16 protein-coding genes are annotated in these 18,095 nt (G+C 68.6%); 9 read left to right on the forward strand and 7 right to left on the reverse strand.

Translation table 11 applies throughout. From position 1 onward, the window contains the following. Nucleotides 1-8: 8 nt before the first annotated feature. Nucleotides 9-530, forward strand: coding sequence for a GNAT family N-acetyltransferase (locus OO68_RS09885; RefSeq protein WP_033307833.1), 522 nt, complete (start codon nucleotides 9-11; stop codon nucleotides 528-530). Here OO68_RS09885 and argB read toward each other — a convergent pair. Further along, entirely contained in the window at nucleotides 517-1,398 is an 882-nt protein-coding gene (gene argB, locus OO68_RS09890; protein ID WP_403551887.1) for an acetylglutamate kinase, read from the reverse strand. The genes OO68_RS09885 and argB overlap by 14 nt on opposite strands. A gap of 169 nt (nucleotides 1,399-1,567) precedes the next feature. Here argB and OO68_RS09895 point away from each other — a divergent pair, with 169 nt between their 5' ends. Genes OO68_RS09895 through OO68_RS09920 form a run of 6 tightly spaced genes read left to right on the forward strand, consistent with a single transcriptional unit; the run spans nucleotide 1,568 to nucleotide 7,115 of the window. Next, the gene (locus OO68_RS09895) at nucleotides 1,568-2,074 is read left to right on the forward strand and encodes a hypothetical protein (RefSeq protein ID WP_051814562.1); all 507 of its coding nucleotides are present in this window, start codon (nucleotides 1,568-1,570) and stop codon (nucleotides 2,072-2,074) included. A 22-nt stretch (nucleotides 2,075-2,096) separates the two neighbouring features. Next, nucleotides 2,097-3,104: a hypothetical protein gene (locus tag OO68_RS09900; RefSeq protein WP_033307834.1), complete on the forward strand. Its 1,008-nt coding sequence runs from the start codon at nucleotides 2,097-2,099 to the stop codon at nucleotides 3,102-3,104. Between the two features lie 14 nt (nucleotides 3,105-3,118). Continuing rightward, nucleotides 3,119-3,595 carry a hypothetical protein gene (locus tag OO68_RS09905; RefSeq protein WP_033307835.1) on the forward strand — a complete coding sequence of 159 codons (477 nt, stop codon included), beginning with the start codon at nucleotides 3,119-3,121 and terminating at the stop codon, nucleotides 3,593-3,595. Between the two features lie 24 nt (nucleotides 3,596-3,619). Next, nucleotides 3,620-5,998: a glycoside hydrolase domain-containing protein gene (locus OO68_RS09910; RefSeq protein WP_033307836.1), complete on the forward strand. Its 2,379-nt coding sequence runs from the start codon at nucleotides 3,620-3,622 to the stop codon at nucleotides 5,996-5,998. Between the two features lie 5 nt (nucleotides 5,999-6,003). Then, nucleotides 6,004-6,429 (forward strand): hypothetical protein, encoded by a 426-nt coding sequence (locus tag OO68_RS09915; protein WP_033307837.1) that lies wholly within the window; start codon nucleotides 6,004-6,006, stop codon nucleotides 6,427-6,429. Beyond that, a complete protein-coding gene (locus tag OO68_RS09920) occupies nucleotides 6,426-7,115 on the forward strand; it encodes a hypothetical protein (protein ID WP_033307838.1) in 690 nt (229 codons plus the stop codon). Before OO68_RS09915 ends, OO68_RS09920 begins: the two co-directional genes overlap by 4 nt. Before the next feature lie 65 nt (nucleotides 7,116-7,180). On the opposite strand, the gene OO68_RS09925 is transcribed toward OO68_RS09920, so the two are convergent. The 6 genes from OO68_RS09925 to OO68_RS09950 all read right to left on the reverse strand — a co-directional run bounded on the left by OO68_RS09925 (nucleotide 7,181) and on the right by OO68_RS09950 (nucleotide 14,755). Further along, nucleotides 7,181-8,380, reverse strand: a complete 1,200-nt coding sequence (locus OO68_RS09925; RefSeq protein ID WP_033307839.1) for a threonine aldolase family protein — start codon at nucleotides 8,378-8,380, stop codon at nucleotides 7,181-7,183. A gap of 70 nt (nucleotides 8,381-8,450) precedes the next feature. Beyond that, entirely contained in the window at nucleotides 8,451-9,551 is a 1,101-nt protein-coding gene (locus OO68_RS09930; RefSeq protein WP_033307840.1) for an MFS transporter, read from the reverse strand. Between the two features lie 648 nt (nucleotides 9,552-10,199). Further along, nucleotides 10,200-10,883, reverse strand: a complete 684-nt coding sequence (locus tag OO68_RS09935) for a pyridoxamine 5'-phosphate oxidase family protein (RefSeq protein ID WP_245236939.1) — start codon at nucleotides 10,881-10,883, stop codon at nucleotides 10,200-10,202. Further along, nucleotides 10,880-12,847 carry an FAD-dependent oxidoreductase gene (locus OO68_RS09940; RefSeq protein ID WP_033307841.1) on the reverse strand — a complete coding sequence of 656 codons (1,968 nt, stop codon included), beginning with the start codon at nucleotides 12,845-12,847 and terminating at the stop codon, nucleotides 10,880-10,882. Before OO68_RS09940 ends, OO68_RS09935 begins: the two co-directional genes overlap by 4 nt. Then, nucleotides 12,840-14,444, reverse strand: a complete 1,605-nt coding sequence (locus tag OO68_RS09945; protein ID WP_033307842.1) for a methionine--tRNA ligase — start codon at nucleotides 14,442-14,444, stop codon at nucleotides 12,840-12,842. The genes OO68_RS09940 and OO68_RS09945 overlap by 8 nt, the downstream gene beginning before the upstream one ends. Next, nucleotides 14,441-14,755 (reverse strand): cupin domain-containing protein, encoded by a 315-nt coding sequence (locus OO68_RS09950; RefSeq protein ID WP_078625236.1) that lies wholly within the window; start codon nucleotides 14,753-14,755, stop codon nucleotides 14,441-14,443. Before OO68_RS09950 ends, OO68_RS09945 begins: the two co-directional genes overlap by 4 nt. A 905-nt stretch (nucleotides 14,756-15,660) precedes the next feature. On the opposite strand from OO68_RS09950, the gene OO68_RS09955 reads away from it, so the two are divergent. Then, the gene (locus tag OO68_RS09955; RefSeq protein ID WP_033307843.1) at nucleotides 15,661-17,019 is read left to right on the forward strand and encodes a lysine N(6)-hydroxylase/L-ornithine N(5)-oxygenase family protein; all 1,359 of its coding nucleotides are present in this window, start codon (nucleotides 15,661-15,663) and stop codon (nucleotides 17,017-17,019) included. Further along, nucleotides 17,012-18,091 carry an NAD(P)/FAD-dependent oxidoreductase gene (locus OO68_RS09960; protein ID WP_033307844.1) on the forward strand — a complete coding sequence of 360 codons (1,080 nt, stop codon included), beginning with the start codon at nucleotides 17,012-17,014 and terminating at the stop codon, nucleotides 18,089-18,091. Before OO68_RS09955 ends, OO68_RS09960 begins: the two co-directional genes overlap by 8 nt. The last annotated feature ends 4 nt before the right edge of the window (nucleotides 18,092-18,095 follow it).

The following is an 18,095-nucleotide window of genomic DNA, read 5'->3' on the forward strand; positions in this document are numbered from 1 at the left end:
GGAACCCCTTGACCACGGCCATGCCGCGCCCTGCCGCGCTGCCCCGCGCCCTTGACGCAGCGATGCCCGCCCCGCGCACCGCCCGCCCGGACGAGGCCGCCGCCCTCGCCGCCCTGTCCCGGCCCTTCGTGCGCTCCGGCGCACTGCGCGAACGCCCCGTCGCCCTCTACGCCTCCCACGCGGCCGACTTCCTGGTCCTTCAGGCCCCTGATGGCACGCTCGACGGCTGCGTGGGCCTGCGCGCCTACCCCACGGACACGCGGGAGGACGGTGAACTCGCGGGCGTCGTCTACAACTTCTGCGTGGCGGCACACCGGCAGGGAAGCGGAGCGGGAGCCGGGCTCTTACGCGCGGCGCTCGTCACGGCGCGCGCCCGGTCGCTCGGCGCCCTGTTCACGGCGACCACCGGGAGCGCCGGACTGTTCCTCCGCCACGGCTTCACGCCCACGACCGCGCACCGTGCGCCGCGGACCTGGGCGCAGTCCCTGGACCCGCGGCGCGACGCACGCGTCCTGATCAGGACCTGGTGACGGCGTCGGGCACCACGGTGGTGCCCGGGCTGGTCTCGGCGAGGACGCTGCGCAGCACCGCGTGCGGCACGCGCCCGTCCACCACGTGCGCCTTGCGCACCCCGCCGCGGACGGCCCGCAGACAGCCCTCCATCTTCGGCAGCATCCCGCTCGCCAGCCCGGGCAGCAGTCCGTCCAGCGCACGGGCCGTCAGACGCCCGATGACCTCGGTACTGCGCGGCCAGTCCGCGTACAGCCCCTCGACATCGGTGAGCATCACCAGCCGCTCCGCGTCGAGAGCGACGGCGAGGGCCGCGGCCGCGAGATCGGCGTTCACGTTGTAGACCTGCCCGTCCGCGCCCCGGGCCACGGGGGAGACGACGGGGATGTGGTCCTGCTCCAACAGGGCGCGCACCATGGCCGGGTTGACGTCCACGACGTCGCCGACGAGACCGATGTCCACGGTCTCACCGCCCACGCGGGCCGGCAGCCGCACGGCCGTCATCGTGTGCGCGTCCTCCCCTGTCAGCCCCACCGCGAAGGGGCCGTGGGCGTTGATGTGCCCGACCAGCTCCCGCTGGACGCGCCCCGTCAGCACCATGCGTACCACGTCCATGGTCTCGGGCGTGGTCACCCGCAGCCCGGCCTCGAACCGGGTCTCCAGTCCGAGCCGGTCGAGCATCGCGCTGATCTGCGGCCCACCGCCGTGCACGACGACCGGCCGCAGGCCCGCGTGCCACAGCTCCACCACGTCCTGCGCGAAGGTCAGTTGAAGCCCCGGGTCCACCATGGCGTTCCCGCCGAACTTGACGACGACCACGCTGCCGCGCAGGTCCTCGGGCCAGGGCAGCGCCCAGGCGAACGGACCTTCTTCTCGGGTTGCTGTCACGCTCACGCGGTCACTCCGTTCCGGTCCGGACGCCCCGGGAGTTTTATTAACTTAGCCTAACCTAACTTGAAGATGTACATCGGGTCTAGATCACGCAAAGTTCATGGTCATGACAGTGCCCGGAAGGCCAAGATCCTCTTCACATCCGTGACCTACTGATGGAGCTGTGATGAGGAGTGCCCGCTTCAGGGCCAAGTCGGCCGCCTTCGTCATGTCCTTCGCGGCCGTGACGGTGACCGCCCACCCGGCGAACGCGGCCGAGTACACCGTTACGGACAACTGTGACGTCCCGTGGATCACCTGCTCCTACGGCGATCTTTGGCTGTTCTACAACTCCAAGGACATCGCCGTCCAGGGCGGCTACATCAAGTCGGCGTACACGACGTTCTACGGCAACGTGTCCGACCACTGGGGCACGAGCCAGTACCAGGGATCGTCACTGACGACCTACCGGTACGTCTTCGGCAATGGCGGCAACGGCAACGGCCAGTACATGAAGAACAATGCGGCGTCCGTGCAGAACTGCGCCCCGGACGACAACTACCGCGTGTACTTCAGCTCCGGCTACGGCGGCACCTCTCAGTACTTCGCGAAGAACGGTCCGTACGGGGACTGCAACATCACGAACCTGATCACCGCCTTGAAGAACAACAACGCTTCCTCCCACTTCGCATAAGACTGCATAAGAAGGAACCCGCGTGAAGCGCATCAAGCGGACGGCCACCGCGGTCGCCCTGACCGCCTCGGCTCTCCTGGTCGGTGCCTGCTCCTCCGGCGCCGCCCCGGCCACCACCCAGAACGCGGCCGACGACAAACCGATCGTGAACAAGGAGAACTGGCCCGAGAAGGTTCCCACTTCCGGCCTGACCAAGAACTTGACTCTGCCGCTGGAGGCGTACATGGCCTCCTACGAGGACCAGGTCACCATCGAGCAGGCCGCAAGTGATCTCCAGCAGTCCTGCATGAAGGACTACGGCATCGACCTGACGCTGCCGAAGGCCGGCGCCAACCCGCCGCCCAGCGACAACGATGCCAACATCGAACGCCGTTACGGCATTTCCGACCGGGCCGAGGCCGAGAAGTACGGCTACGAGCTGCCCCCGGCGTTGCGGGAGCACACCGAGCAGGCCATGCGTGATCTGTCCGGGGTCGAGGTCGAGGTCCTGACCGGTCACACCAAGCCCGAGGCTCCCGCGGCGGCCAAGGGGGGTCAGCCGGTCGCCGCCCCCGCCCAGGGCGTGAAGCCCGCCCGGGCGGACTACAACGGGAAGGCGCTGAAGCCGGGCGGCTGCATCGGGTGGTCCAAGGACCGGCTCGGTGTGAAGGACGCCGACCCGGTCGTCGTCGCGCAGCTCGCCGGGGACAGCCTGACGGAGTCGATGAAGGACGAGAAGGTCGTCAAGGCCACCGCCGCGTGGTCCTCCTGCATGGCCGGCAAGGGGCACGCGGGACTCGCCGATCCTTACAAGGCGATGGACCAGGGCGTCACGGCGGACGGCGAGCCGACGAAGGAGTCCATCGCCCTCGCGGTCGACGACATCGACTGCAAGGAGCAGACCGGCCTGGTGAAGATCTGGTTCGCAGTGGAGTCGGCGATCCAGAACCGGCAGATCGCCGACGACCGGAGCCAGTTGACCGCCATCAAGCAGCAGTACGGCACGGAGGTCGCCGCGGCGCGCAAGCAGATGGCGGCCTCCGCGCGATGAGGAGCGGCTCGGCAGTGCCCGCATCGCGCCTGGTGCGGGCCCTGTGCCTGATCGCGGCAGGCCTGCTGGCCGCGGGGTGTACGGACGCGGCCGCCGGCCCGGCCCCTATCCCGTCGCAGCGGCCGGCGACTCCGAGCGCGGAGCAGAGCAGTCCGCAGGCGCGCCCGTCGCCGGTGGCCTCGGTCCACCCCGAGGGCCGTACCCGAGTCCTGGAGTACGGAGACCTGCGCGTACGCGCCACGCCGGAAAGCGACGGTGTGCGTACCGAGATCGAGGTGGCCAACACCTACGAGCGCAATACGACGTACTCGGTCCAGATCAGCATCGCCGACGGCAAGGGCTGGACCGCCTACAACCGCTTCTGGCTTCAGGACGTCCCCCCGGGAAAAACCGGCCGGGACGAAGCGGTGATCGGCTCCAGGGACATGGGCCCGATTCCGCAGGAACCGAAGATATTCGTCGACGAGTTCACCCCCATCACCGACCGGTAACAGAACGAAGGGCTGCTTGTCGCCATGGCTGACGAAATGGTGCTCCAAGCTCAGAAATGGGTCAACGCCACCTACAAGAACGTTTCCGGCTACAACCTTGTCACGGAAGACGGCAAGACCGGCTGGAACACCATGTACTCCCTGACGCGCGCGCTGCAACACGAACTCGGCATCACCGCACTGTCCAACGCGTTCGGGCCGACGACGCTGTCGACGCTTCAGGCCAAGGGCTCCATCAAGGTCGGCGAGTCCAACGAGAACATCGTCAAGATCATCCAGTGCGCGATGTACTGCAAGGGCTACAGCGCCGGCGCCATCGACGGGCAGATGTCCCAGGCGACCCAGACCGGCATCAACACGATGATGCAGCACATGGGTCTTTCGGCGGTCTACCTCGACGGCACCGTACGCCCCAAGGTGTTCAAGGCCCTGCTGACCATGGACGCCTACATATTCCTGTCCGGCGGACTGGAACAGATCCGCTTCATGCAGCAGTGGCTCAACGGCCGCTACTTCGAGAAGTCCACGTTCTTCATCGGCCCGTGCGACGGATTCTTCTCCCGGGACGCCCAGCAGGCGCTGATGAAGGGGATCCAGTACGAGTCGGGCATCCCCGAGGACCAGGCCACCGGTGTGTTCGGTCCCGGCACCGTCGCCGGCCTGAAGGCCCACACCCTCGCGCAGGGCGACAGCGGCACGTGGGTGCAGCTCTTCACCGGCGCGTGCGTGGCGAACGGCCCCTCCAACACCAGTGGTGACATCGCCACGTTCGGCAACACCTTCGACGCGGACCTCACGGACTGGGTCAAGAAGTTCCAGAGCTTCTCCGCGATCAGCGAGACCGGCAAGGCCGACTTCGACACCTGGGCACAGCTGCTGGTCTCCTACGGCAACCCCGATCGCCCGGTCAACGCCTGCGACACCCGCTTCACCATCACCGCCGAGCGGGCGGCGGCCCTCTACGACGCGGGATACCGCGCCGTGGGCCGCTACCTCGACGAGCCGGCCGGAAGCACCCTCAACAAGGAGATCCAGCCGGGCGAGCTGGAGGCCATCTTCTCCGCCGGGCTGAGCGTCATACCCATCTGGCAGTACGACGCGAGCAGTCTCGCTGACTTCAAGTACAGCAACGGCTACCTGCATGGCAGCCTTGCGCACGGCCGGGCCGAGGGGTACGGCTTCAACAGGAGCACGGTCATCTACTTCGCGGTCGACTACGACGCCACCGCGGCCGACATGGACCGGATCATCGACTACTTCTCCGGTGTGAACGACGCCCTCAAGAGCAATGGCAGCAAGTACATAGCCGGCGTCTACGGCTCACGAAACGTGTGCGCCAGCGTTTCCGGGGGCGCCTATGTACCGTACGCGTACGTCTCCGGTATGTCCTACGGATTCTCCGGCAACCTCGGCTTCCCCCTGCCGCAGAACTGGACGTTCAACCAGATCAAGGAGTTCGACTTCGCCAGCGGGTCGGACACCTTCGGACTGGACCGGGTGGCGCACCGCCCCGGATCCGACTTCGGTCAGAAGTCGGTCAACGACACGGGCACCTCGGCGGCCGAAGAGTTCATCGCCTACGTCCAGCAGGTCTACGACGCCGCGGTCTCCTACGGCAAGGGCGATCCGGACGAACTCTCCTTGCAGTTCATGCGCTGGGACAAGTACACCGACTCCCGCTGGAGAGCGCTGTTCGGAGAGGTGGACGACGCGTTCATCACCTACGCCTCCGGCCGGGGGATCGGCCGGTCGAGAGACCTCGCCTACGCGGACCCGTCCATGGGTGTCGTCATCAATCCGGACCACCTGGTGGCGAGCGCCAGTGGGTACTTCCTCAAGGGAAATGCCGGAGTGGGGAAGGCCAACCGCGCCGAACTGGCGAGCTGGGGCGGAGACCTGCTCACCTTCTACGGCGAGTGGAGCCGCTCGGACAACGCGTCACCGCTGGACTTCTGTCGCAAGACGCTGTGCCGCCCCGATGTGGCATCGACGTTCGCGCTGGGCGACCTCATCGAGGACATCGACGGCTTCCTGGTCGCTCAGCGCCTGAAGGACAACAGCGGGACGACCATCGTCGACGAACTGAAGAGAATCCTCATCGGCACAGGACATCTGACACGGTTCAGCGACTTCAAGCTGTACCGGTTCGGGGGTGTCACGAGCAACATCGGAACGACGGCGAAGGCATTCCTGGAGGACCAGATCGACGACACCCTGCTGTCTTCCACCCGTGCGCTCCTCATCCAGCGGAACTGCCCCCTGGGTAAGGAGCCGTGGAACGAGTCCGACTCCGTCATGAGCGAGTTCTACGCCGGTTTCACCGAGACACTGCAGAATCTCATCGATCAGCAAGTGGCCCGCCGAGCGGAGTTCCTTGCCGCGCAGAAGGCGGAAAAGAGGTAGCACACATGGTCCTGATGGGCGCGTTGCTCGTCGTCAGCGCGGTCACCGCGGTGGTGGGCGTCGTAGTGATCCTCATCCTGCTGAACCACCCGCCGCTGCCTGTGGCGAAGGTCTACGCGCTCATCGCCCTGATCCTTTTCTCCCTGGCGGTGGCGCTGTACTGCTACGGCTGGTTCTCGGTCAGCCTGGGAGGTCCCTTTCCCGAACTGTGCAAGAGCCGGAACGACGCCGGAGCCGAACTGGCGGCCATCAAGCAGCAGTACTGGCCCCTTCGCAGTTCCTGCCTGTACTCCGACGGGTCCACCGTGGAGTACGTCTCGATGTCGATCACCGTGGTCGTGTGCCTGCTGGCGGGCTCCGGCCTCGTCTCGGCCGGCACCTCCGTATTCCTGCGCAAGCGTGTCGGACAATCTCCTGGAGTTACTTCATGAACGCCAAGTTCTCGCGCCGCAGCGTGCTGAAACAATTCACCGGGGTCGTGGCCGGAGCGGCACTGCTCACCACCGGGGAAGGCCTTCTCACCCCCCTCACCGCCCAAGCTGCCGACAACTCGTGGCGCAAGTCGAGATCGGCCAACGGCTGGGATGTCCTCGCCCAAGGCTCCTCGGGCACCGCCACCTGCGACATTCCGGGAACGAATCTCCAAGTCACCCTGCGCGAGGGAGACGTGGGCACAGTCCTGTCCTATGTGGCACAACGCTTCCACTACGACGTCACCGAACTCGAAGCGGACCGCGGCCAGATCATCGGCTACAGCGATGCTCTGCACGTGAAGGCGGACTTCGAATCCAACCATCTGTCGGGTACAGCGCTGGCACTGTACCCGGAGAACTGTCCACTCGGCGTGAAGGGAAATCTCTTCCCCTACCAGGTCACGGCGATCCGGGACATCCTCGCAGAGTTGCAGGGTGTCATCAGATGGGGCGGCGACATGGAGCCGGCCAAGGAGTCGACCTTCTTCGTCGACGTCCCCCCGGGGTCGGCGAAGCTCGCCCAGGTCGCGCAGACCCTCAGGCAGTGGAGAATCACTCCCGGCAAGGGGGCCGGGACCCAGAACATCCAGGAGCCCAAGCGCATCACAGCGGCGAAGAAACTGGCGAGCGAGCAGGCGGCCTGATCGCAGGCGCAGGCTCGGGTGGCCGGGGCGATTCCTTCCCCGGCCACCTTCGCCTTCGCCGCCGGCTACTTCGTCCTGCGCTTCGCGGAGAGGGCAGGCTCTTTCCCCAGCAGGTCGATCGTCTCCTCCATCTCGCGGACCTTGCGGCGCAGTTGCACCAGTTCCTCGCGCTCCGCCACGGACAGCGCGCCCGCCGCCCCCTGCCCTCGCTCCGCCGCCAGCTCCTCCGCGATCGCCGTCGCGAACGCGTCCACGTCGCCCTCGGTGGTGTCGAAGGAGGTCATCCAGCGGACCTCGCCCGCCTGTTCGTCCCAGGTGTAGAAGCGGAAGCGCTTCTGGAGACGCTCGGTGACGGCCGGAGGCAGGACGGCGAAGATCTGGTTGGCCTGCACCGGGCGGGCGATCTCCAGGCCCGGCAGGTCGCGCACCGCCTCGTACAGCCGCTGGGTCATCGCGTTGGAGCGGGCCGCCGAGCGCAGCCACAGGTCGCCGCCGAGCAGCGCCTCGAACTGCACCGACATGAAACGCATCTTGGAGCCCAGCTGCATGCTCGTCTTGCGCAGGTGGGCCATGCCGCGCACCGCGTCCTCGTTGAGCACGATCACTGCCTCGCCGAAGAGCAGCCCGTTCTTGGTGCCGCCGAGCGAGAGGACGTCCACGCCCGCGTCGGTGGTCATCTCGCGCAGGGACACGCCGAGGGTGGCGGCCGCGTTCGCGAGCCGGGCGCCGTCCAGGTAGACGAGCATGCCGAGGCCGTGCGCGTGGTCGCAGATGGCACGGATCTCGTCCGGCGTGTAGCAGGTGCCGAGCTCGGTGGACTGGGCGATCGAGACGACCCTCGGCCTGGCCCGGTGCTCGTCCTCGAAGCCCCATGCCTGACGGTCGATCAGGTCAGGGGTGAGCTTGCCGTCCCATGCGGGCACCGTCAGGAGCTTGATCCCGGCGACCTTCTCGGGCGCCCCGCCCTCGTCGACGTTGACGTGGGCCGACTCGGCGCAGACCACGGCGTCCCAGCGGTCGAGCATGGTCTGGAGCGCGACCACGTTCGCGCCGGTGCCGTTGAAGACCGGGTACGTGTGCGCGGTGGGGCCGAAGTGGCCGCGCACCACGTCCTGGAGGCGCTCGGTGTAGACGTCGGCGCCGTAGCTGACCTGATGGCCGCCGTTGGCCACGGCGATCGCCGCAAGGATCTCGGGGTGCACACCCGCGTAGTTGTCGCTGGCGAAGCCGCGCTCGTCCGGGTCGTGTCGTCGCTGTACGGTCATGGTGCTCGCCTACTTGTTTCGGTCGGAACGGGTGTGACAGTTGTGGTCCGGACGGGTGCCGGCCGGCCGCTCAGGCCGCAGCCGGCTCCGTCCGCGCACGGGCCTTCTCCAGGCCGCGCACCAACGGCGGCGCGGCGAGCCCGAGCAGGGCGAAGAGCGCGGCGAGGACCAGCCAGCCGGTCCCCGCCGCGCCGACGACCAGGGAGGTCATCAGCCACGGCCCGGCGAACTGCTGGAACCCGCGCCCCAGGGAGAACACCGCCTGGTACTCGCCCTGCCGACCCGCCGGGGCGAGCCCGAAGGACAGGCCCCAGCTCGCCGACGCCTGGTACAGCTCGCCGAGGACGAGCACCAGCGCGCCGCCCAGCAGGGCCACGCTGTCCAGGAGCGCGCCGTGCCCCCCGCTCACCGCGAAGACCAGGCAGGACGCCCCCAGCGCCCATCCGGCCCAGCGCAGCATACGTGCCGCTCCCGCCGGGGTACGCGCGCCCTTGCTGACCGCGACCTGGAACAACAGCACCAGCACGGTGTCCAGGATCAGCAGTCCCGACACCAGCAGCGCCGGCGCGTCGGTGGCGGTGACGATCCACAGCGGCAGACCGACCGTCAGCAGCGGGTGGTACAGCTCCAAGGCGCCGCACACCAGCGCGACCGCCACGTAGCGCACGTCCCGCAGCGCGGCGCTGCGCAGCACCCCGCCCGGCGCCTCGACGGCGGTGGCCAGGGGCCCGGCGCCCGCGGGCAGCCGCATCCCGAGCAGCACGGCGACGGAGACCAGCTGGAGGGCCGCGTTGGCGAGGACCGTGGCGTACAGGGCGGTCGGGGTGCCGGCCGCGATGGCGGCTCCGGCCAGTGCGGCGCCACCGAGGAAGCCCAGGTTGAACAGGCTGCGCATCTGCGCGCTCACCCTGACCCGCTCGGCCTCGCCCACCAGCGCGTCGGTGAGCGATGCCTGGAGCGCGCCCGCCGAGGTCTCCAGGACCGCGATGGCACAGGCGACCGCGAGGAACGCGGCGAAGCCGTCCACCAGGCAGTACGCGGTGAAGCCGACGGCAGCGAGCAGGAAGTTGGCGGTGAGCACCCGGCCCGCGCCGAGCCGGTCCGCGAGCCGGCCGATGGGCACGGTGCAGAGCAGACCGCAGAGCCCGGCGACCGACAGGGCGAGGCCCACGCGCTGGGCGGGGGCAGTGCGAGCACGGCCCCTTCGAGGGCGGCCTGGTCGTTGGTCTCCACCGTCAGCACCGAGTCGGCCGCCGCGCGCACGGCGTCGGACAGCCGGCGGTCGCCGGAGTCGGCGGTGGCGACGACGACCCGCAGCCCCATCTCGGCCGCGACGCCGATCAGGGTGGCGCCTCCGGAGGAGGCGGGTTCGACCACGAGGACGCGGGCAGGACGAAGTGCATCTGTGTGCGGCAAAGCGAAATCCCCCGGGCAGAGCTGTGAGGACCGGACTGACGATCGCGATCCTGGTCGCGATGTTTCTATCCGGGCGTCTTGGCCCTGGTCAATGGATCACCGCAAAATATTCTGCGAGAGGGAGTCTGAGCCGTACATTTTCCGGAACGAGAGCCTCATCAGTGCCTGTTCGACTCCCGGAGCCGCCCCCACTGGCCGCGGTCCCCGTGCTCTACCCGTACGACCTGGTTGCCGGGCTCGCCGGTGCCACCGCGGCCGTGCATCACAAGAACGTGCGGCCGACGGACCGACGGAGCCTTCAGCCCGGACGCCCGCCCCGGCCGAGCACAAGGAGGACGACCAGTGAGTCTCACCCTTCGGCCCCACTCCCCAGTGGGGCCGTCCGGAGGGGGCCTTGACCGGGTCACGGCGCATTGAGCCGCCGCAGATGCGGGGGAAGCGGTACATCCGGTGGCAGCGCCGGGTCCGGCTGGGGAGTGCCGCGCACGTTGATCAGAGGGACGACTCCCGCCCACAGACCGAGATCGGCGTCGGGGCCGTCGCCGTCGTCCGGAGGCCCCGTGCGCACCTTGACCGACGCCTCGTCGAGCGGCAGTGCGAGCAGGGTGGTCGCGGCCATTTCCTTCCGGGTGGGCCGGCGGACGTAGTCCCACTGCCCGCGCATCGCCTGCTCCGTCAGCACCCGCAGCCCCAGCAGCTTCCCGTCATCCTCGACGACCAGCCGGGGGACCCCGTAGATCATGGCACTGCGGTAGTTGACCGAATGCTCGAAGGCGGACCGGGCCAGGACGATTCCGTCGACGTGCGTGACGGTGAGGCACACGACATCTTCCGACGCCGCCACCAGGCTGCGGCTGGCTACCGAACCGTGGAAGTACACCGTGTCGTCAGTGGCGCCGTACACGGTGGGCACCACCATGGGTGTGCCGTCGACGACGACACCGAGGTGGCACACGAACCCGTCGGCGAGCATCGCATGGAGCTCGGCCCTTGCCGTTCTGCCTTTGTCCTTACCACGACGGAGCCGCGTACGCTCGGTGACCAGCAGCTCGGCGTCATTGGTTTCACGGTCGGAGCCAGCACTCACCGGCGTGCCTCCAGCAGATGGTTTACCGCCGCGGCTGCCTCGGCAGCGGCGCCGGGTGCGGTCTTGAACCCGGATCCCGACCAACAAGCAGCGACGACAGTCCGGGGCTCGCCTGGAAGAAGCCCGATGAACGGGCCGTCCGGGTGATAGAGGTCGGTGCCGAATCGGCCTCCCATGACAGGTGCGTGGGCAAGCCACGGCCAGCGGTGGGCGGCGCCTTCGCGGATGTAGGCGATCTGCTCCTCGGCGAGTGCGTCGCCGCCGGTGGGGCTTACGTCCCATTCCTCGACCGGTCGCCCTGTGAGGTGGCCACCGGCCGCCTCACCGTCCACTTGAGGCCTGCCCCAGACCCCGGTCGTCAGGTCGTTCACAGCCGGCAGCTCCCTGTCACCCCGGTCGAAGAAGGCGTATCGGATGTGCCGTGTACGGGGAGCCGAGGTACCGGGGCGAAACCTCAGACGGTCGCCGAGCAGGGCCGCGCTTCCGGTGCCCGCGGCGACGACCACGCAGCCGGCGGTGAGGGTGGCTCCGTCCATGACGACGCCGGCCCCGCGCCGATGGGGGAGCAGTGCGTGTACGGGACCGTACGGCAGTGACGTGGCTCCGGACCGTAGGGCCCTGGTGCGGAACGCCGCCGCCGTGGCCTGTGGACTCGCGTAGCCACCGTCCGGTTCCCACAGCGCCGCGACGATGTCCTCGACGGCCAGGTCCGGCCAGCGGGATGAGACTTCCTCAGCGGGCAGCAGGTCCGCCACGATACCTGCGGCCCGTAGCTGCGTGAGCCCGCGCTCGGCCTCGGGCAGATCGTCCGGGCCCAGCAGCACGAGCGAACCGGTGCGACGGAAGCCGCAGGAGGCGGCCAGTTCGGGGTCGGCACCCCACAGGAGCTGGTGGCTGCGGATGGCCAGGGACCGGAGCACTGGCTGAGGCTCGTATGCGCGCACCAGCCCCCCTGACTGAGCGGTGGCCGCGGGAGCGTCCGGCCCGAGGGAGGCCAGTGCTACCGATCGGCCGGACGCAGCGAGTTCGGCGGCGATGGCGCAGCCGACAACGCCGTCTCCGACGACGATCACATCCGCGCCCGGAACCCTCCCCCTCGCCGGGGGCGGGGTGTGTGAGGACATCTTCGTCAAGGGCACGACCTCCCATGCGGACGGGGCGCCGGCGTCGACCGCGTCCCCCCGGGCGTCGAAGCCGATCCCGGCGTGTTTCCTGAGGGCGGTGAGCAGTTCGTCGCCCCTGGAGCCCGGGTTCGCGGTGAGGGCATCGACGAGGCAGTCGAACGCCGCCTCCACATGGCGGCGGGCACCTCCCCGCAGCCGTACCACGTGGGCCTCGCCCGCGCCAGCGCCGAGCAGGTCAGGGAAGTCGTGAACGGCGCAGTCGTCGGTGAACAGGAACCGGCCACCGAACCCCTCCGCCCGGAGTCGGCGAGCCGTGGCGGCGGCTCCGGCGTGGGTACCGCACACGATCACGGCGTCCAGCGGGCCTCCGGGGCCGGAGCAGGGCAGCAGATCTCTGAATCGATCCGCGAGCCGGCGTCCGTAGGTGCTGCCGTCATCAGCGATGTGAGGTGCTCGGTGACCGAGACGCCGGGCCGCTTGGACCAGCGCCTCCACTTGGCCGGTGTCGTGGGCGCACCACCGCAGCGCCCCGGGCTCGGTGAGCAGGCCTGGAGCGGTGGCCAGCGGCAGCAGGAGCGGTAGGCCGGCGGCACGGTAGCGGTCCACCACCCGTGCTGCGCCCATGCTGTTGAAGTGTCCGACGACTGCGGTGAAGCCACCGTCGGCCACGATCGCGTCGCCCACCTTCGCCGCGGTGCCGGCATCACCCCGGTCATCGTGTGGCTCCCAGGAGATTCCGGAATCGAGGCGTGACGTCATGGCGTCCGTCAGCAGTCGCCCCCAGGAAGCGCGGGGCCCGCTGAACGGGCCGACCACGGCCACGCGTGTCGGCTCACCCATGGAGCGCACCGGTGAAGACCGGGGCCGTCGGCGCGGTGATGGAAGCACCGGGCTCGGGGAGGCAGAGGGCACTGGCGTCCACGGGGCGGTGGGCAGGGAAGCCCACCGCGGCCGCGAGCCGTGCCGCCCCCCGCGGCATCACTGGCGCCGACCAGGCCGTGAGGGCCGCAGCGACTCCCAACTGGCCGCGCAGCGCGGCCCGGTAGGAGGAGTCGCCCGCGGGCCGGTCACGCTCGTGGGCGTGCACGTGGCCGAAATCGGAAGCGCAGGCGACGGCCTCGTCGAGGAGGGCCACTGCCCGACGAGGGTCGAATCCGCTCACACTGTATGCCTCACGCAGTTCGCCGGCGATTCTCCCGAGTCGCTGGGTGAGCCGCTCCCAGGACTGGCCGGTGGGCTCCTCTCGAGGAACACGGCCCGCACAGTCCTCCTCGACAGCGGTGAACAAATGCGCCAGCCAGTCGTCCCACAAGGAGGCGAGGTGGTTCCGGGTGCGCTCCAACGCCGGGAGGCTGAAGCTGGTCTCGCGGCCGTTCGGCCGGTCGGCGAGCACATGGTGGCGCAGTACGTCGGAGCCGACCAGCGCGAGTGCCTCGTGCGCCCAGACGGCATGCCTCCGGCTCGTGGAGAACTTCAACCCCTCGAGCTGATAGAACTCGTTGACGATGAAGGCGCGGGGCAGCGGGGTTCGGGCGTCGTAGGCGAGGAACAGGGCCGGGAAGAGCACCGCGTGGAAGTAGCCGTTGTCGAAACCGAAGAATTGCACCGGACCGGACTGAGGCAGCGTTTCTCCCGCAGGGTCGTACTCCCTCAAGTAGCCGGGAGCCATCTCGAACCAGACGAAGACCCGCTGGTCCGTGAAGCCGGCGACGGGTACCGGGATTCCCCAGCCGGCGGGGTGGCTGACGGCGATCTCGGGCAGTCCGTCCGTCAGCATGCGTTCACACAGCGCCCGCAGGTGGGGCGGCATGTCGACACGCTGCCAGAAGGCTGCCAGCTGGTCGGCGAAGGGCGCCAGAGGGAAGTACAGCCGGGTGACGTCGCGCAGCTCGGCCTTTTCACGGCAGGTGGCGCAGTGCGGGTCGGTGAGGTCACTGCAGTCGTTGGGGCGACCGCACGGCTCGCAGGAGTTGCCGCTGGAAGAAGCTCCGCAGTGCGGGCAACCGCCGGTGACGTGCCCCTCGTACAGCCAACGGGCACAGGGCGTGCAGTAGGGCAAGGGACGGGTGCGCTCTACGATGTGCCCCTCGTCGTACAGACGCTGGAAGAAGTCCTGGACGAACAGCGTGTATCCCGGATCGGCGCGCGGACGCAGGACATCGTCGAACTCGACGGCCGCGTCCCGCCAGACCCGTACGATCGATTCACCGTAGCGATCGGCTGTCTCTTCCGGCTTCCGGTCACCGCCCTTCAAAGCGCGCACCTCGACGTAGCCCTGGTGGTCGTCGAGCCCGGTGGTCAGGCGGACGTCGTGGCTGTCGGCGCGCAGGAAGCGGCCGAGTACGTCAGCCGCGACATAGGGGCCGGCCAGGTGACCGACATGAAGGTCGCCATTGGGAGTCGGTGGTGTGGCGGTGATCCAGGTGCGGGTGGTCATGCGGTGGCCTCCCTCTCGGGCTCGTGCAGGGGCCAGTACACGGAGAGCCACGACAGCGGCGCGTCGGTGGGGTTGCTGACGACATGCTCGTTGTTGCGGGGCAGTACCAGCAGGTCACCGGTGGTGAAGTCAGCGGTCTCACCGGCGAGCTGAAGCGTGCCGGACCCAGAGAGGATCACCATGACCTCGTCCTGGTCGTGGCAGTCGGGCTCGGAGCTGGAGCCGGCGGCCAGGAAGCAGGCCATCGCGCCGACGGGCGGCTCACCGTCGGCTTGGGTGGGCTGCCAGGGAATCAGCCGTTGACAAGCCATGCCGAATTCGTCGGAGGCGCTCGTCGCGGAGATATGAATTTTGGTGATCAAGGTGCCTCTCAACCGTTGCAGAAACGCCCCGGCAGCGCGGAACGTGTCAGCGTTGGGGGCTTACTTCGGGAGCAAGAAATGAGATGAATCACCCTCTGCACTGCACCGCAGTGGGTCCTCGGCCGCGTATGCATTGGGAAGGCCCGTGGTGTGCCCTGGAAGGCAACGCCAGGCACCGGAGATTCTCCGCCCCCAGGCACCGAGTCGGCGACAATTTAACACATGTGTTTGCGCGGTCAATCGCCTTCGCCGACAGCGTTCCGCAAGTTTGAGTTGCGCCGCGACGAACCAGTGGTGGCCGGCTGCCCCCCCGGTCAGGGGTGCGAGCCCTTGCTCGCCGGAATCTCACCCCTCCCGCGCCGGTGGTCTTGCACAAGCGCCCGGACACCGGCACGCGAACCGGACTTACCCCTGGTAGCGCCCGGGGTGGTGGTGCCGGTACGCAGGCCCTTCAGGTACGTGGGGTGACCATCGACACACCCTGCGTTGTCTCGATCTCGACGCGATTTTCGTCCGGTTTGGTGGATATTGATGGGCTCATCGTGATCGCTCATGGCCTGATACCGTCTTGATCCACTTCCCGAATCCTGTGCATGATTGGCCACGCCACACGTCACAACGGGGGGACATGTAGTGCGTTCGCTATTGCCTTGCGATGTTGTTTTCCGGCGCGGTTGTCTTCACCGCGGCAGCGTCGCTAGTTGATCCGTAATTTCGCCCAGCATCCGATGCCCTGTCGTTGACCGCCTCATGGCTTCCGGTCGGGCTGCACACCGGCCGTTGCACAGAACCGGCCGCATCGGCTGCGAAGTTACTTCTCCACTTACGGACACGACTTTTTGCAGAGGATGAGAATGTCCGAAACAGAACCACTCGCGGAGCGCGAACCTGTCTATGACGTGGTCGGCATCGGCTTCGGCCCGTCGAATCTCGCGCTGGCCATCGCGCTGGAGGAGCACAACGAGACGTCGGAGCGCGAGCGGGCGGTCACCGGGGTCTTCTTGGAGCGCAAGCCGAGCTTCGGCTGGCACCGCGGCATGCTGATCGACGGTGCCACGATGCAGGTCTCGTTCCTGAAGGACCTGGCCACGTTGCGCAACCCTGTCAGCCGGTTCGGCTTCGTGTCATACCTGCATGACAAGGGCCGGCTCGTCGACTTCATCAACCAGAAGACGTTCTTCCCGACACGGGAAGAGTTTCACGACTACCTCGAGTGGGCCGCCGACGGTGTCGACCACATGGTGCGTTACGACAGCGAGGTGGTATCCGTCCGCACCGTCGCGGAGGGCGGCACGGACGGTGGGGCCGGCCTGTTCGAGGTGGTCTCCCGGTGTCCCAGGCTCGGCGAGGAGACGGTCCACCGAGCCCGGAACATCGTGGTGGCCTGCGGCCTGCAGCCCGTCCTGCCCGACGGAGTCACCGCCTCCGAGAGAATCTGGCACAGCGGTGAACTTCTGACCGCCCTGCTCGAGCTCAAGCACGACGTCCCCGAACGCTTCGTCGTGGTCGGGGCGGGCCAGAGCGCCGCGGAGGTCACCGAGTACCTGCATCGCACCTACCCCTCCGCCGAAGTGTGCGCGGTGCTCTCTCGGTTCGGCTACAGCCCGGCGGACGACAGCCCGTACGCCAACCGCGTCTTCGACCCGGAAGCGGTCGGGCTCTGGTTCGACGCCCCCGAGCCGGTCAGAGACCAGCTCATGGCTTATCACCGCAACACCAACTACTCCGTTGCCGACCTCGACCTCATCGAGGACCTCTACCGCAGGGAGTACCGGGAGAAGGTCCGTGGCGAGCATCGGCTGCGTGTGCTGCGCGCCTCCCGGGTCACCGACGTGCACGAGGACGACTCAGGGGTCACGGTGCGCGTCAAGGACCTGCCGACCGCGACCCACGCGGAACTCCGGGCCGACGCCGTGGTGTTCGCCACCGGATACCAGCCCTCCGACCTCACCGCACTGCTCGGCGAGGTCGGTCGGCACTGCCTGCGTGACGCGAACGGGCGGCTGAGCGTCGCACGTGACTACCGACTGCGCACCAGCCCTGCAATCCGCGCCGGGATCTACCTCCAGGGCGGAACCGAGCACACGCACGGCATCACTTCATCCCTGCTGTCCATGGTCGCGGTCCGGGCCGGTGAGATCCTCACCTCCATCCAGGAGGACCGCGAAGCCCGGGCATCCGTGCCGACCGCCCTCAGCGGAACCCATGAGTGAGCTGCCCCCCGCCGACGTGGTCGTGGTCGGCGCCGGCATCATCGGGGCGGCCGTATTTCACGCACTGGCCGACGGCGGCGTCAAGGTCACCGCCGTCGACGCCCATCGGGGCGGTGGTGGCACCACCGCGCGATGCGGAGGCGTCGTCCGCGTCCACCACGACGATCCCGCGCTGCGTGACCGCGCACTCGTCGGCTGGAGGTACTTCCACGCGTTCGCCGAGCACACGGGCGTCGATGTGCCATTCCAGGCGTGCGGCTTCCTCTACTTGCCGGCTCTCGACAGAGGGCAGTACGCGGAAACGGAGTGCGCCCGAATCGCTGCCACCGGGTACCCCATCGAGTGGCTGTCAGGTGCGGAGCTGGCCCGGCGGTTCGGTGACATCGTCAAGGGCCAGGCATGTGGCGCTGTCTGGGAGCCGCAAGCCGGCTACATCGACGCGGAGGAAACCACGCGAGGCTTCCTGACGGCCGGACAGCGTAAGGGCGGCCGGCTCGTCGAGGGCGTCGCGGTCCGCGGCCTGAGCCGGCAAGCCGGCAGGATCGTGGGGGTCGACACCGACAGCGGCATGGTCCGCGCTCGCACCGTCGTCCTCGCCACCGGTGCCTGGACGCCTGCGCTGCTCACCTCCTGGGGCGTGCCGCACGACCTGTGGGCGCAGGCGATCCAGGTGGACCTGCGACTCCCCGCGGCCCCGGTGACCGAACATCCCGCTTACACGGATGACGTGTACGACCTCAACGGCCGACCCCACCCGGAGTCCACCGGTGTCTACGTGGGTCACCCCACGGGCCGCCGCTGCGCCGGAGACGCACCCCAGCCCCTCGACCCGGCGCATTCACACCGGATCAAGGCAGCGGCGGCACAGCGGCTGCGCTGGGCCGACAACAGCCGAAGCTGCGGCGGCCTGCGTGCCGCCGAGTGCTACGCCCCCGACGCCCGGGCACGGGTCGGCCCCATGGCCGGCGACCCGGCACTTGTGCTCGCCACCGGGTTCAGCGGAGGCGGTTTCAAGATGGCCCCCTGGGCCGCCGCCGAAGTGGCCCGCCTCGTCACCGGAGCGGCACCGTGACCTC

This window comes from Streptomyces iakyrus (genome assembly GCF_000717055.1).
GTDB classification, from domain to species: domain Bacteria; phylum Actinomycetota; class Actinomycetes; order Streptomycetales; family Streptomycetaceae; genus Streptomyces; species Streptomyces iakyrus.